Source organism: Janthinobacterium agaricidamnosum NBRC 102515 = DSM 9628, from assembly GCF_000723165.1.
In the GTDB taxonomy this organism is placed as follows: Bacteria; Pseudomonadota; Gammaproteobacteria; order Burkholderiales; family Burkholderiaceae_D; genus Janthinobacterium; species Janthinobacterium agaricidamnosum.
This window is the reverse complement of record NZ_HG322949.1, coordinates 1,161,439-1,177,162: the sequence shown is the minus strand read 5'-3', so window position 1 is coordinate 1,177,162 and position 15,724 is coordinate 1,161,439. Positions and strand designations below refer to the sequence as shown.

Annotated in this window: 10 protein-coding genes; 6 read left to right on the top strand and 4 right to left on the bottom strand. The window is 65.3% G+C overall.

The window, feature by feature from the left end; translation table 11 throughout:
- Positions 1–47 precede the first annotated feature (47 nt).
- The 4 genes from GJA_RS25995 to GJA_RS04965 all read left to right on the top strand — a co-directional run bounded on the left by GJA_RS25995 (position 48) and on the right by GJA_RS04965 (position 6,969).
- Positions 48–893, top strand: a complete 846-nt coding sequence (locus tag GJA_RS25995) for a phasin family protein (protein ID WP_051780329.1) — start codon at positions 48–50, stop codon at positions 891–893.
- Positions 894–1,075: 182 nt separating this feature from the next.
- Positions 1,076–2,827 carry an ABC transporter ATP-binding protein gene (locus tag GJA_RS04975; RefSeq protein ID WP_038489378.1) on the top strand — a complete coding sequence of 584 codons (1,752 nt, stop codon included), beginning with the start codon at positions 1,076–1,078 and terminating at the stop codon, positions 2,825–2,827.
- Positions 2,817–4,649, top strand: coding sequence for an ABC transporter ATP-binding protein (locus tag GJA_RS04970; RefSeq protein WP_051780327.1), 1,833 nt, complete (start codon positions 2,817–2,819; stop codon positions 4,647–4,649). Before GJA_RS04975 ends, GJA_RS04970 begins: the two co-directional genes overlap by 11 nt.
- Positions 4,650–4,839: 190 nt before the next feature.
- Positions 4,840–6,969 carry a tetratricopeptide repeat-containing diguanylate cyclase gene (locus tag GJA_RS04965; RefSeq protein ID WP_339325648.1) on the top strand — a complete coding sequence of 710 codons (2,130 nt, stop codon included), beginning with the start codon at positions 4,840–4,842 and terminating at the stop codon, positions 6,967–6,969.
- A 17-nt stretch (positions 6,970–6,986) separates the two neighbouring features.
- Here GJA_RS04965 and GJA_RS04960 read toward each other — a convergent pair whose 3' ends face one another.
- Positions 6,987–7,331, bottom strand: a complete 345-nt coding sequence (locus tag GJA_RS04960) for a hypothetical protein (protein WP_038489377.1) — start codon at positions 7,329–7,331, stop codon at positions 6,987–6,989.
- Between the two features lie 326 nt (positions 7,332–7,657).
- Between GJA_RS04960 and GJA_RS04955 the strand changes: the two genes are divergently transcribed.
- Positions 7,658–9,814 (top strand): molybdopterin-dependent oxidoreductase, encoded by a 2,157-nt coding sequence (locus GJA_RS04955; protein WP_038489375.1) that lies wholly within the window; start codon positions 7,658–7,660, stop codon positions 9,812–9,814.
- Positions 9,815–9,826: 12 nt separating this feature from the next.
- On the opposite strand, the gene GJA_RS04950 is transcribed toward GJA_RS04955, so the two are convergent.
- Positions 9,827–10,519: a hypothetical protein gene (locus GJA_RS04950; RefSeq protein WP_038489373.1), complete on the bottom strand. Its 693-nt coding sequence runs from the start codon at positions 10,517–10,519 to the stop codon at positions 9,827–9,829.
- A 24-nt stretch (positions 10,520–10,543) separates the two neighbouring features.
- On the bottom strand, positions 10,544–11,455 hold the full coding sequence (locus GJA_RS04945) for a hypothetical protein (protein ID WP_038489370.1): 912 nt from the start codon (positions 11,453–11,455) through the stop codon (positions 10,544–10,546).
- Between GJA_RS04945 and GJA_RS04940 the strand changes: the two genes are divergently transcribed.
- Positions 11,415–11,801: a hypothetical protein gene (locus GJA_RS04940; RefSeq protein ID WP_038489367.1), complete on the top strand. Its 387-nt coding sequence runs from the start codon at positions 11,415–11,417 to the stop codon at positions 11,799–11,801. The two genes, GJA_RS04945 and GJA_RS04940, sit on opposite strands and share 41 nt — an antisense overlap.
- A 100-nt stretch (positions 11,802–11,901) precedes the next feature.
- Here GJA_RS04940 and GJA_RS04935 read toward each other — a convergent pair whose 3' ends face one another.
- Entirely contained in the window at positions 11,902–15,555 is a 3,654-nt protein-coding gene (locus GJA_RS04935; RefSeq protein ID WP_038489364.1) for a tubulin-like doman-containing protein, read from the bottom strand.
- Positions 15,556–15,724 lie beyond the last annotated feature (169 nt).

Below are 15,724 nucleotides of genomic sequence, written 5' to 3'. Positions count from 1 at the left end.
TTTGCAGAGCGTTTTGCCAGCATTTTAATCCGTACAAAGGAGTAAATATGTTTCCGCTTCCCGAACAATTTTCAAGCGTCGCCAAATCCCAGCTGGAAGCGCAGTTCAAGATCCTCGACACGCTGACCAGCAAAGCCTTCGACAGCGCCGAAAAAATCATCGCCCTGAACATCAGCGCCGGCAAGGCCGCACTGGAAACCGGCTCGGCCGCCGCCAGGCAATTGCTCGATACCAAAGACCCGCGCGACTTCTTCAGTGTCAGCGCCAACCAGGCCAAGCCGCATATCGATAGCGTGCTGGCCTACAGCCGCGAACTGTTCGGCATCGCGTCCGGCACCCAGGCTCACTTGCTGCAATCGGCCAAGTCCCGCGCGGATGCCGCCGCGCCGGTGGCGATTCCAGCGCCGGCGCCGAAACCAGTGCCGACCGCTGCTGCACCTGCCGCCGCGCCGGTTGCCGCAGCCCCCAAGGTGGTCGCGGCCCCTGCGCCAGCAGCGGTAGCGCCAGTCGCCGCACCGGCTGCATCCACACCGCTGGAAGCCGCCAAGCCTGCGGCGCCGGTCAAGGCGGTGGCCGCGCCGGTCGAGGTCAAGGCCAGGCCGGTGCCGAAAACCGTCGCCACAGTTGAAGCCCAGCCTGCAGTCAAGGCCAGGCCGGCACCAGCGCCGGCAGCGGTCAAGACCGCCGTAGCGCCAGCCAGGCCGGCAGTGGCCGCGGTCAAGCCGCCGGTCGCCAGATCGGCACCCCCGGCGCCGGCGCCGAAGCCCGCGGCCAAACCAGCGGTCGCCGCCAAGCCGGCGCAATCGAAGCCGGCGTCGGCAGCGGCGCGCGAACCGAAACAGCTGGATATGCTGACAGTCAAGCCGGCGACCAAACCATTGCCTAAAAAATAATTCCAGACTAATGTATTAACAGGCATCGATACGCGGCGGAGCCTTCCGCCGCCGGTGCCTGCCAGCAGCACGGACAGCAGTCCCTGCTGCGAGCTTGCGGAGCATGTTGTATCCTACGCCTGTTCCCGTACGCGCGTTTTGTCCCTCCGCAGCGCGACGTCCCATATACACAAAGGTATTTCATGAGTTTATCGAAGCTAATCGCCAGCTTCGTGCGCCAGCACTGGCGCGCCTACGCGGCGGCGGCCGTCATGCTGAGCGGCGTCGCTGCACTGACCGTCTGGGTTCCCCGAAAAATCGGCGCGATGATCGACGCGATGGCCGCGCACCGCCTCGGCGGCAACGACCTGTGGCAGGAACTGGCGTCGCTGCTGGCCATCGGCGTGGCGATCTATTTCCTGCGGGTCGGCTGGCGCACCACGCTGTACAAGGCCGCCTACCAGCTCGGCGTGATGCTGCGCACCCGCTTTTACCAGCGCCTGTCGCTGCAAGGCCCGGCGTTTTACCAGGGCCAGCGCACCGGCGACCTGATGGCGCTGGCGACCAACGATATCGATGCGATTGAAATGGCGGCCGGCGAAGCGATGCTGGCCGGCTTCGACGGCATGCTGACGCTGGTGATGGTGCTTGGCGTCATGCTGCTCGGCGTCGACTGGCGCCTGGCCTGCATCGCGCTGCTGCCGTTTCCGTTGATGGGACTGGCGTTCTGGCGTATTTCCAGCCATATCCACGCCGCCTCGACCGATTCGCTGAAACGCTTCGGCGCGCTGAACGACCATGTGCAAGAGTCGCTGTCGGGCGTGCGCACGCTGCGCGCGCTGGGACTGGAACAGCGCAGCAGCCAGCAATTCTCGGAGCTGGCCGGCCACGCCGCCAGCGCCAGCCTGACGGCGCAGCGCTGGGAAGCCGCCTACGAACCGGCGGTCGGCCTGACGCTGACCGCCGCCAGCGCGCTGACGCTGGGCCTGGGCGGCTACCTGGTGTGGCAGCACCAGCTGACCATCGGCGCGCTGACCAGCTTTTCGATGTACCTGGGCCAGTTGATCTGGCCGATGTTCGCGGCCGGCTGGGTGCTGTCGCTGATCGAGCGGGGCCGCGCCGCGTGGGCCCGTTTGCAGCCGATGCTCGATGCGCCGCTGGTGATCGACGACCACGGCACGCTGGAACAATTGATAGCGGGCCCCTTGTCCATGCAGCGACTGTGTTATGCCTATCCGGGCCAGGGCGCCGACGCGCTGCACGACATCACGCTGACCTTGCAGCCGGGCCAGACGCTGGGACTGGTCGGCGCCACCGGCAGCGGCAAGTCGACCTTGCTGCGGGTGCTGCTGCGCCAGTTGACGCCGCACGCCGGCAAGGTGCGCTGGAACGGCCACCCGCTCGATACCTACACATTAAAGGCGCTGCGCGCGGCGATCAGCTGGGTGCCGCAGGAATCGTTCCTGTTCTCGGCCACCATCGCCAGCAACATCGCGCTGGCGCGGCCCGACGCGACGCAGCAGGAAGTCGAACAGGCGGCGCGCCTGGCCGATATCCACGACGATATCCTGCTGTTCCCCGACGGCTACCGGACCCACGTCGGCGAGCGCGGCATCACGCTGTCCGGCGGCCAGCGCCAGCGCGTCGCGATCGCCCGCGCGCTACTGGCCGATAACGCCATGCTGCTGCTCGACGACGCCTTGTCGGCGGTCGACACCGGCACCGAAACGCGAATCCTGCAGCACCTCGATGACTTGCGCCGGAACCGCCCGGAACGCAGCGCCATCATCGCCAGCCACCGCCTCAGCGCGGTGCTCAACGCCGACCTGATCCTGGTGCTGCGCGACGGCCGCATCGCCGAAACCGGCAACCACGACAGCCTGATGGCACAAGACGGCTGGTACGCCAGCCAATGGCGCTATCAACAATTGGAGGCCAGCCTCGATGCGCTCTGACACCCAGCAAACCAATCATAAGAAAGCGCCGGCCTCGGCGGGCGGCCAGGCGCGCCAGGCGGTCGCGCTGCTGCGCCGCGCCGCGCAGCCGGATCTGCACCACCTCGGCTGGGCCAGCATGTGGCTGGTGCTGGCCGCGCTGCTGGAAGTCTCCGGGCCTATCCTCGGCAAAAAACTGATCGACGACCATCTGCTGCCGCGCCACCTCGACTGGACCCGCATGGCGCTGCTGCTGGCCGGCTGCCTGCTGACCGGCTGGATCGCCAGCGGCCTGCGCTACCTGCAATTGCTGCGCCTGTCCGGCCTGGCGATGCGCTCGGTGCGCCGGCTGCGCGAAACCGTCTACGGCCACGTGCTGCGCCTGCCGATGAGCTTTTTCGACCGCGCCATCACCGGCCAGCTGGTGGGCCGGGTCACCAACGATACCGAAGCCGTCAAGTCGCTGTATGTGCAAGTGCTGTTCGTCATGCTCGACAATTCCATCGTGCTGGTCGGCACCATGGCGGCGATGGCGTGGCTGGACTGGCGCCTGATGCTGATCGTGCTGGCGCTGGTGCCGGCGGTGCTGCTGATCGTGTTCTTGTACCAGCGCTGGAGCGCGCCGGCAGTCACCCGGGCACGCGCGCTGCGCAGCGAAATCAATGGCCAGATCGCCGAATCGATCGGCGGCATGAGCGTGCTGCAGGCGAACAATGCGGCGCTGCGCTTCGGGCTCCGCTTCCGCGGCGTCAACCAGGACCATTACGAAGCGCGCATGCATGAATTGCGCGCCAACGCCTGGCTGCTGCGCCCGGCGCTGGACTTGCTCAACATCGTGCTGCTGGCCGTGGTCATCTTCAGCTTCGGCCAGCGCAGCATCAGCGCGATCGAAGTCGGCGTGCTGTACGCCTTCATCAGCTATATCGCGCGGGTGATCGAACCGCTGATCCAGATCACCACCCAATTCAGCCAGCTGCAGCAATCGGTGGTGGCCACCGCGCGCGTGTCGGCGCTGCTCGACCAAGCCGGCGCGCCGGAACACCTGGCCGGCAAGGCCGCGCCGGCGCCGCGCCATGGCGCCAACGACGGTTCGGTGCCGGCGGTCGATATCCGCGACTTGTCGTTCGCGTATATCGATAACCAGACCGTGCTGCACGACTTGTCGCTGCAGATTCCGCAAGGCGCGTTCTTCGGCATCGTCGGCCATACCGGCAGCGGCAAGTCGACGCTGCTGTCGCTGCTGCTGCGCTTTTATCCGGCACGCCACGGCAGCATCGCCATCAACGGCATCGCGCTCGACGCGATCGACAACGAGCACTTCCGCGCCGACGTCGGACTAGTGCCGCAAGACCCGTTCCTGCTGGCCGCGTCGGCGCGCGAAAACATCGACATGGGCCGGGGATTTTCGCAGGCCGAGATTGAGACGGCGGCGCGCGCCGCGCATGCGCACGACTTCATCATGGCGCTGGAGCACGGCTACCACACGGCGCTCGGCGAAGGCGGCTCGCGGCTGTCGTCGGGACAAAAACAGTTGATCGCGATCGCCCGCGCGCTGGCCGGCCAGCCGCGCATCCTGCTGCTCGACGAAGCCACGTCGCGCATCGATAGCCAGACCGAGCAAATCGTGCAAACCGCGCTCAACGAGTTGCGCGGCAAGGTCACCATCATCGCCATCGCGCACCGCCTGTCGACGATACGCGAGGCCGACCGCATCATCGTGCTGAACCATGGCCGCATCACCGAGGCCGGGCCGCACGACGCGCTGATGCAGATCGACGGCGGCCTGTACCAGCGCCTGTATTTGCTGCAGCAACTGGCGCCGGGAGAGGCCGGCGCAGCGTGAGCCAGCGGCGTATCAACAGCACCCATCAGGCGCCGCTCTCTACTGAGGCAGCTTTCTGTTGTTATATTGATCATTTTGTGACTTTTTATAAAAAAGGCTATAGAAAACAATCTTTCCTGGTTGCAACAAGAATATAATTCCTTGCATATATTCATCGCAACAGCGGTGCGGAACTCCTGGAGACGGCAGATTGATTGGTATTGCGCATACGCTTGCCCTGCATGGATCACGCTGGCTGCTGGCCGCCGCCTGCATGGCGCCATGGCTGGCCCAGGCGGAATCGGAAATCGACCGGCGCATCAGTGCCGCGCGCGAAGGAAGCCGCTTTGCGCCGAACCGGGCGCTGCGCGATTTGCAGCAGGTGGAAAGCGAGGCGATGGCGGCGCCGCCGGCCACCCGCGGCGAATTCATGGCGCAACTGAGCATCGCCAGGATGCGCATCGGCGACAAGCCCGGCGCGCTGGCCCTGGCCGAGGATTTGATCGCCTACGCCAGGCTGCAGCAAGACCCGGCGACCATGGCCAGGGGCTTGCTGACCAAGGCGTATGTGCTGTTTTCGATGGGCGAACGCAAGGCCTCGCACGTGCTGGCCTTCGAGGGCGAAACCCTGGCCAACCGCACCACCGACTTGCCGCTGCGGGTGCAGGCGGCGATCACCTCGGGCCAGGCGCGCGCCGAACAGGGCAACTTCCCGGCCGCGCTGTTCAAGCTGCAAAGCGCGGTCGACCTGGCGCGCGAAATCGACGAGCAAGGCCCGCTGGCCAGCGCACTGAACGCGCTGACCGTGCTGTACAAGCAGATGCATGAGTACGACAAGGGTTTCGTGGTGCTCGACGAATTGCTGGACGTGTCGGCCAAGCTGCAATCGCCGGGACGCATGGCCATCGCCAAGACCACCGAATACACCTTGTCGCTCGATTCGCGGCAGCCGAAACGGGGCTTGTCGGCGTTGCTGGTGGTGCTGGACTTGCAGCGCAAGCTGGACGCCAAGGGCATGATCGCCAACACGCTGGTCAACCTGTCCGACAGCTATCTGAAGCAATACGATTACGCCAAGACCCAGCAATACGCCAACCAGGCCATCGCCGCCGCGCGCATCATCAACGACAACGCCATCGAAGCGACCGCCAGGATCAATATCGGCCAGGCCCTGATCGGCACCGGCCACCTGGCCGAGGGCAAGAAGGTATTTGCCAGCGGCCTGGCGGTGTATGAAAAGGCCGGCAGCAAACCGGAACTCCAGGCGACCCTGCTGGAATACGGCGCGGCGCTGGAACGGGCCGGCGACATGGGCGCCGCGGTGGCCGCCTACCACCGCGAACGGGCGATTTCAAACGAGCTGTTCCAGCAGCAGCGCCAGCAAGCCGTCTATGAATTGCAGGAAAAATACGAGGCCGAAAAGAAGCAGCGCCAGATCGAATTGCTGAGCCGCGAAAACCAGGTCAAGAGCGCCGAACTGGACAACCGCCGCCTGCAACAGCGCGTCTGGTGGCTGCTGGCGCTGGTGTTCACGCTGGTGACGGCGGTGATCGGCTTGCTGTACCGGAAAGTGCGCCACGCCAACGTGCAATTACACGTCAAGAACCAGGAATTGAAGCAGCAAAGCGCGCGCGACCCGTTGACCGGCCTGTATAACCGGCGGCATTTCCAGGAATTCATGCGCGGCCACAAGCACCAGCCGGAACGGCGCGGCAGCGGTGTGTCCGGCGAGGATATCGTCGGCGCGCTGTTCCTGCTCGACGTCGACCATTTCAAGCATATCAACGACCGCTACGGCCATGCGGCCGGCGACCTGGTATTGAAGACCATTTCGGATTGCCTGCATGTGCTGCTGCGCGAAACCGATATGATCGTGCGCTGGGGCGGCGAAGAGTTTCTGGCGTTCCTGCCGGCGGTGCCGCGCGGCGGCGTCGACGACATCGCGCGCCGGGTATTGAACGGCATTTCGGAACAAGTCATCGACTACCAGGAACATCAGATCCAGGTGAATGTGTCGCTCGGTTATGCGCCGTATCCGCTGATACCGCTGGACCAGCCGCTGCCGTGGGAACGGGCGGTCAACCTGGTCGACATGGCGCTGTACCTGGCCAAGTCGCATGGCCGCAACCGGGCCTATGGCGTGCGCCGCTTCGACAATTTCCAGCACACGTCGATGGAAGCCGTCGAACAAGACCTGGAGCGCGCGTGGCGCGCCGGCTTTGTCGACCTCAGCGTGGTGCTGGGCGGCACGCCGGAGCAGCCGCCGCCGGCCAATGCCCTGCTGGCAGTACCGGACAATGTGATCATACTCAAGCCCGGCGCCAAGCGCGCCGGAGCCTGAGAGGGCAGCTGGCTGAATTACTGCTGTTTGCGGGCCGCCGCGTCATCCTGGATTTTCTGGCCGGCGGCTTCCACCTTGGCGCCGACTTTTTCAGCCGCGTCATTGAGCTTCTTGCTGGCGTCTTCACCGGCCTGGTCGATCTTGGCGCCGGTTTCCTGCGCGGTATTGTGCAGTTCGGTGCTCGCCTTGTCGGCCGCATCCTTGATTTCCTGGTTGGCCTTGGCGGCGGTTTCATCGATCTTCTGACCCGCGGTTTCGGCCGGGCCTTTATCGGTGACGTCATCCTTTTTCTGGCACGCGGCCAGCGATACGACCATCAAGCCTGCCGCCAGCAACGCCATTACTTTTTTGCTTGCTTTCATGATATTCCCTTTCGTTGTTATCTAAAAACCATGGATCAGGCCGCAGAATAACCGTTATCTTTCTTTTAGTACGTACGCTGGCGCACATAAGAACCTATCCCAGCAGAGAATATATCGCCGGCTGACAGCCCCTCAACAGCATGGATCTTCGTTGCTCGTCGTAGCAGGGCTCGCCATGCGTCCTTCTCGCGCCTTGCCCGCGCTGCTGATGAGCAACCATCCGGCGACTCTCTCTACTGGGATAGGTTCTAAAACCCAAGTTGACAAGATTGCAGTTTCTATTGACAATAGAACGATCGTTCGATTTTATTCTTTAAAGGATCGCCATGCCGCAGCCCGCCGTCGTCCGCCGCATCTGCCCGTTTTGTGAAGCAAGCTGCGGCCTTGAAATCGAAGTCGACGGCGGCAAGGTCGGCCGCATCCGGGGCGACCAGGCCGACGTCTTCAGCAAAGGTTTTTTGTGTCCGAAAGCCATCGGCCTGAAAGACTTGCACGAAGACCCGGACCGCCTGCGCACGCCGCTGATCAAGCGCAACGGCGTCTTTGAAAAAGCCAGCTGGAGCGAGGCTTACGCCGAAATCGAAGCACGCTTGCCGCCCATCATTGCGCAACATGGGCCGGACGCGGTGGCCAGCGTGCTCGGCAATCCAACTTCGCACAAGATGGGCCTGACGCTGTATTACCCGCGCCTGGCCAAGGCGCTCGGCACGCGCAAGCTGTTTTCCGCGTCCAGCATCGACCAGGTGCCGAAAATGCTGTCGGTCGGCCTGATGTTCGGCAGCTGGCTGTCGGTGCCGGTGCCCGATATCGAACGCTGCAACTACCTGCTGATGCTGGGCGCGAATCCGATGGTGTCGAACGGCAGCCTGTGGACCGTGCCGGATTTCCGCGGCAAGGCCAAGGCCATGCGCGCGCGCGGCGGCAAGCTGGTGGTGATCGATCCGCGCCGCAGCGAAACCGCCGAAGTGGCCGACGAACACCATTTCATCCGCCCCGGCGGCGACGTGTTTTTCCTGCTCGGCCTGGTCAACACGCTGTTCGACGAGGGACTGGCGCGCCCGGGACGGCTGGCGCCGCACATCAATGGACTGGAGGCGCTGGCCGGCGCCGTCGGCGCGTACCGGCCGGAACAGATGGCGGCCCGCTGCGGCATCGATGCGGCCACCATGCGCCGGCTGGCGCGCGAACTGGCCGGCGCCGGCGCGGGCGCCGCCTATGGCCGCATCGGCACCTGCACCCAGCAATACGGCACCCTGTGTTCATGGCTGATCGACGTGCTGAACGTCTTGACCGGCCACCTCGATGCGCCAGGCGGTCCGATGTTCCCGAAAGCGGCCGCGTTCGCCGCCAACACCCGCGGCCAGCCGGGCGGCGGCCGCGGCATCGTCAGCGGACGGCATCACAGCCGGGTCTCGGGCGCGCCGGAAATGGCCGGCGAATTGCCGATCACCTGCCTGGCCGAAGAAATCGATGTTCCCGGTCCCGGCCAGGTCAGGGCGCTGATCGCGATCGCCGCCAATCCGGTGCTGTCGGCGCCGAACGGCGCGCGGCTGGCGGCGGCGCTGCAGCAGCTCGATTTCATGGTCAGCCTGGATATCTACCTGAACGAAACCTCGCGCCACGCCGACGTGATACTGCCCGGCCCGTCGCCGCTGGAAGACAGCCACTACGACGTCACCTTCAGCCAGTTTTCACATCATAACCATGCGCGCTACAGCCCGCCGGTGCTGGAGCGCACCGACGGCCAGCCCGATGAATGGCAAAGCCTGCTGCGCATCGCCGCGATCGTCGGCGGACATGGCGCCGGCGCCGATATCGAACAACTCGACGACGCCGCGCTGGCGCCGGAGGCGCGGCGCAGCGCCGGCGCGCTGCGCGGACCGGAACGGCTGCTCGACCTGGCGCTGCGCGACGGCCCGTACCGCCTGTCGCTGGCCGCGCTGCAGGCGGCGCCGTCCGGCATCGACCTGGGGCCGATGACGGCGCGCATCCCGGAAGCGCTGCGCACGCCTTCCGGCAAGATCGAACTGGCGCCGGCGATGCTGCTGGCCGACCTGCGGCGGGTGGCGGCCGACCTGGCCACGCCGGCGCCGCCGCTGGTCATCATCGGCCGCCGCCAGCTGCGTTCGAACAATAGCTGGATGCACAACTTGCCGGTGCTGGCCAAGGGCGCCTACCGCTGCACGGCGCTGGTGCATCCGGACGATGCGGCCAGGCTGCAACTGAGCGAAGGCGGCCAGGCGCTGATACGCAACGGCGCGCGGGAAATCGCGGTGCAAGTGGAAATCAGCGCCGACATGATGCCGGGCGTGGTCAGCCTGCCGCATGGCTGGGGCCATGACCTGGCGGGCACCCGGACCACGCTGGCGAGCGCACGGCCGGGCGTCAACCTGAATGCGCTGCTCGATGAAAACCTGCGCGATCCGCTGTCCGGCAATGCGGTGCTGTCGGGCGTGGCGGTGCAGATGCAGCGCCTGGAATAACTGCCTGCGCGGTCAGTTCAGCGCCAGCAGCACCGTGCGGCCGTCGCGCAGCGCGACCTGGAAGCCGGCGTCGCGGCGCGCCACTTCGCGGCCATCGATGGTCAGCACGCTTTGCACGCTGTACTGGCCTTGCTCCATGCCGCGCGGGATCTTGTAGACGCCGATGGCGCGGTACTGGCCGGCGCCGTCGACTTTTTCGACCTTGGCGATTTGCGGCGTGTCGGACGCTTTCTGGCCGTTTTTATACAAGGTCATGCTTTGCACCACCTCCGGCACGCGGCGCGACTGGCCGTACAGCTGGATGTCGCCAACCACCTGCAGCGGCGCGCCGCCGGCTTGCGCCACCGACGACGACGGGCGCAACTGGTAATCCTTCAGGCGGATTTCATTGGCCGGCACCGCCAGGCCTTCGCGCCTGGCCTGGGCGTTGACGGTTTGTGCGGTGGCCACTTTTTCCGAATAGGTCGACCAGCCGATCGCCGCGCCCAGCGCGCCGCCGATGGCCGCGCCGTCGGCGCAGCTTTTGCCAAGCACCCGCGCCAGCGCGCAACCGGCCACCGCGCCGACCGCCGCGCCGACCGCGGTATTTTGCGCGGCGCTGCCGCCGCTGCTGTCGCCGCCGCCCAATGTCCCGCCACCGTTCTGGGTCGCGCAGCCGCTGGCGAACAGCACGCCCGCCATGGCGATGATGGTGGTTTTTTTCATGTTCTTTCCCCTGTTCTTATCGAGTTAGTTGCAACGATCGTTGATCCAGTCGGAACCGTTGGCGACGCAGCGCAGCATGTCGCGGTTCAGGCGCTCGGCTTTTTGCTTCAGCGCCAGGCATTCGCGGTTGCCCGCGTCGATCATTGTGGCGCAAATATCGGCCTTGTCCATCGCGCTCTTATAGTTCCCTTGACCCAGCTCACGTTCCGCATCGCTCAATATCTTGCGCGCCTGCTGGGCGCTTTGGCCGACCGCCGGCGCGGCGGCAGGGGACGTGCTGATTACGCGCGACGGCGCCGGCACCGCCTGGCGCGGCGGCTCGCTGTTCAATACCTGGGGTGGCTGCGCCGGCGCGGCCGATACGGTATGTCCGCCCAGCAAGGTCGATGCCAGCAAGTTCGACAAGGCCTCGCGCAGGGTCCTGATGCGCCCGGCCAGTTCCGGACGGTTGTAGCGCTCGGCGGCGATCAGGCGGTTTTCGAGGCAGCCGCGATCGGACCTGGCCAGGCAGGTCTCGGCCTCGTCGAGCAAGCCCTGCGCCTTGCGCAGGTCGATCTTGTCGGCGACCTTGCGCGTCTCCGGACCGTCGTCCCAGCGCCGCACAAAGGCGGCCAGGCGGCTGGCGGCGCGGTCCAGCGCATCGATTTGCAAGGCCGCGTTGATGGCCGGTTCGGCTTCCGTCCAGGCCTTGCGGCGCAAGCGTTTTTGCTCGCACGGCGGCCCATTGTCGTTGATCGCCTTTTGCAGGCGTTTCAACTGTTCCGGCGTCGCATGGGCGGTTTTCAGCTCCGCCAGTTCCTTGCGTGCCTCGTCGAGCTTGCAATCGGCCGTCATCACCAGCGCGCTGTCCAGGCGCGGTCCCAGGTTGGGCGGACTGGAGTCGCCAGGGCCGGGCTTGACGAACTGCCACACCGCCGCCAGCGCGATCAGCGACATGACCCAGGTGCGCAGCCGTATCGGCTTGCGTACCGGCGGCCTCGGCCTGGATGGCGCGGCGGGTTTGGCAGGCGCGGCGGGCTTTGGTGCGGCCGGTGCCGGCTTCGGTGTTGCCGGCGCCGGCGCGGGAGGCGCTGCAGGTTCGGCCGCTGGCTGCGGCGCCGCTTCGGCCGCTACAGGGACAGGGACCGGAACCGGGGCCGGAACCGGGGCCGGCTGCCGCACCGGCGGCGCTGCGGGAACCGGCTGCGGCACCGGCGGCGCTGCGCTCGCGCCATGCTGCGGCGTGCCGCAAAAAGGGCAAAACGATGCCTGCCGCGGCAAAGCCCGCTGGCAAGCACCATGAATGCAACGGTAATTTACTTCATCAACCACAACATGACCTTGTTTCTTGATAGGACCCCGGCCACACTGCAATGCACAGCGCGGCCCGCGTCATTTTAAGCTCATTCCGGATCGGGAATCTCGTCATCCGGATCAGGAATATCGGCGGCGAACAAAGCGGCAAACTCGGACATTTCAGCCGCCACCTTCCATTGATCGACACGCGGTATCCAGACCATATTCCAGATCTTGGTGGAGGGCTCGACTTCGCCGCGCCCGATACGGGCCGCCAATTCGTCGAACGAATACGGGCCATGCTGCACCTTGTTCAGGAACACTTTATAGCTGGCGCCCGCTACGGCCGCCGGACGCAGCGGCGCGGCCTGCGGCGCCACTCCAGGCGCGGTAGCCGGTGCGGTAGCCGGTGCCGCGGCGAACACGCCGGCCGCCGCCGCTTCATTGGCCAGGTATTCGGCGCGGATGACGCGCTTGTCGACCACTTTCTCGACTTCCCAGCGGTAAGCGTCGCTGGACGAATCGCTCACTTGCTCGCTCCAGTTCGGCATTATGTCGCGCGCGCGCAGCAGGGTGTCGTGGCTGAAGGCCGGATTCATCGCCAGCGCCCGCTTCAGCCACGCTTCATGCAGCCGCTTGGCGGTGATGTTCGGCAGCGACGGCGAGCCTTTTTCGGCGCCCGTTTCATCGCGTTCCAGCTTCGGTTCATAGACCCGCAACTGGTAATGCCGCATCAATTCGGCCAATAACATCATTTGCGCCGCGCCGATGCGGGTCAGCCGCTGCTGCACCGCGCTGACCACCTGGTTGCGGTAATACGACGGCAAGCCGTTCGAGCGGATCGCGAATTCATTACCGATCTGCAGCCATTCGCCGGAGCCCGCTTCGACTTCGAACAGGTACTGGCCGCGCGGCTGGAACAGCGCCTCGCGGTCTTGCAAGTCGGGCTTGCGCCTGATCACGCCCAGCGCCACCGCTTGCAGGAAGTATTCGTAATCGTCGGCCAGCCGGTTCAGCTCATCCATCGAGGGCACGATCGGGTGACGGAAACGGGTCGAATCGAAATGCAGGTGGGTCGGGATTTTCGGGTTTTCGATCTGGTACGAGGTGCGCCAGGTCGGCAAGCCGCGCAGCACCGTCATCGGGTAGCCCGACAGTTCGATGTAGCACACGGCGCGGCCCGGCACGCCGGAATTGACCAGGCTGATCAAGTCACCCTTGAAATGGTCGGACGGCACCGACGCCTTGATTTCGGTCAGCATCTTGCCCCACGCGGCCGCGTCGCCGACGCCGATGAAGCATTTGAACTGGTCTTCCTTGGGCGTGAATTCGGCGCTGAAACGCGCGTTCACCCACGGCATCGCGCTCTTGATCCATTCGCTGAAAATGCGCTGGCGCTCTTGCGGCGACATCGCCGACAGGCGTTCCAGCAGCGGATCGGCCTGCGGCGCGTCGTCGCTGCGGGAACTGAGCTGCACTTGCGCGCGGCGGAACAGTTTCAGCAGCAGCGAGGCGCGCAGCGCTTCATCGCCCAATTGCGGGAACAAGCGCGACGAACCGCCGAATTCGAGCAGCACTTCCTCGCTCCAGCTGCTGATGTCGCCGGTCAGCTGGACCGGTTCCGGCAAGGCGTCGCTGGCCAGTTTCATGTAGGTCGCATGTTCGTGGCGCGCATCGGCGCGCAACTGGTCGATGCGCTGGTCGACCGCCGCCAGCATCGCCTCGACGCAGCGCCGGCCATCCTGGAATTCGCCGGCCACGCCGCTCCACACCGCCTGGCCGTTGTCGTCGACCGACTTGGTTTCGCCCAGCCAGCTCGATAGCGAGATCAGCACTTCGCTGGCTTGCGCGGCCGCGACGGCGCGCATGTGGAAGCGCAGGTAGTCGGAAATGTCGCGCTTCAAGTGGCCCATCACTTCGCGCGCCTGGGCGTCGCGGCCGAAGAACTTGCCGGCCGCCTGGCCCAGGTTGGCCAGCGATTCTTCCACCTGGCGGGTGCGCAGCGCGTCGCGGATGTCGCGGTAGCGCTTGCCGTTGCGCTCCACCGTGACCAGGTCGCGCTGGGCAATGCGCGCCTTGACCTGCTCCAGCAGCGACAGCACGAATTCCAGCCCGCCCTGCTTGCGGTCGTCCAGCAGCGCATACAGCTGGTCGCGCGCGCGGCCCTTCAGCCGCGTCAGCAGTTCGACGGTATGGCGCTTGATGCGGTCTTCGCTGGTTTCGGCGGTGGCGCCGGCTTCGCGGATCGCGTCGCGTTCCAGCTGCGGCAGCAGTTCGGCGACCTTTTCGCGCCAGATATTGAGTTCGTAGGCGCCCATGATGCGGTCGATTTCGAGCTGCACCTTGCTCTCGACCCGCTCCAGCAGCGAGCGCTCGTCCTTGTCCATCAGCAGCAGGTCGGTCAGTGCGTATTCCTGGAACGGCGTGATGTCGACCGTGCCCTTCTTGAAGTCGGGGAATCGGTCGAACGGATGTTCGCTCATCGCCATGTGCTCGCGCATGAACATGTCGCGTTCGGTGTCGCCGGCGCGGCGCGCCGGCTTGCCGTCGCTGCCGATGATGCCGAAGAAGGCTTTCACCATCAGGCCCGACAATTCATACGCGCGGATGTCTTCGCGCAGGTTTTGCTGGGTGTCCAGCACCGCCTGGCCGAACGCCGAATAGACCCGCGAATACGACAGGCGCATGTCGCCGAAACGCTGTTCCGGCACGCGCGGATTGAACGGCCCCAGCTTGTGCTGCTGCTGGTTGACGGCGATCGAGCGCTTGTTGTTGGCGAAGTCGGCCGAGGCGAAATCCTCGAACAGCGAATCGGCCACCATCTGGTACACATCGCGCACGTCCTGGGTGGCGTTGTTCGACAGGTTGGCGGTGTCGACGAAATACACGTCGTCGAACGGCGCGCCCTTGCCGGTCAGGCTGTCCGGGTCGGCCCATTTGACTTGCGCGCTCATGTCGCGCATCGCCGTTTCCAGCTCCATCAGCGTGGCGTAGGCGTTCGCTTCGGTGCGCTCCTTGTTCGCCTTGGCGTAGCCGGACGGCAGGAACATCACCAGGTCGACCTGGCTGCTCGACACTTCCTCGCGCGCGACGGCCTTGGCGATCCAGCCCATGTCGAGCGAACTGCCGGCGCCGGTGCCGCCGGCGCACGAGGCGATCACGACGATGCGGAACTTCGACGTATCGACCCGCAAGCCGAGCCGCTGGTAATCTTCCTTGCGCTCATTGCCGGCGTTGCTGCTCAGCGAATTGAGCGCGCCCTTGATGCGGCTGCGCAGCTTCGGATATTTATCGTACAGGTACAGCCGCGCGATGGCGCGGATCTGGCCGGCGCCCTTGGTCGGGTCGATGCCCAGCGAGCGCAGTTTTTTCGGCCGCAGCGGCATCCAGCTTTCGATCAGCGGAAAACGCGCCAGGCTGTCGTCGGATTCGTGGTACTGCTGCAAGTCGATATGTTCGATCAGGCGTTCCTCATCGCTCATCTTGACCAGCGAATACCACGGGTCGGTGCGCTGCGACTTGCCGCTGTCGATCACCGCGCCGCTGTCCAGGTCGAAGTGCAAAAAGCGCGCCACCGGGAATTGGCCGATCGAATCGACGCGGGTCGGATTGTGCGGATTCCACACTTCCGACAGGATGCGGCGGCGGATGCGCATCATCACTTCCATGCCGGTGCCGCCGGCGCCGATGAAGAGCGTGGGCCGTAAATCGACTTTTAATTCAGCCTTTTTTTCGGCGCCTGAACTGGGGAAATCTGCCATGAATATCTTTCGCGAATGAGCGGTAAGCGGTGAACGCTGAACGGTGAACGGTGAATGGGCCGGCTTGAGGACACTTCGAAAAACCGTCGCGAGCAAGCTCAATGCCGGGTCAAGTAGCGCAGCTGTACGGAGGTACGGGGACGCCGAGTCAGCGAGCAACCCAGACCCG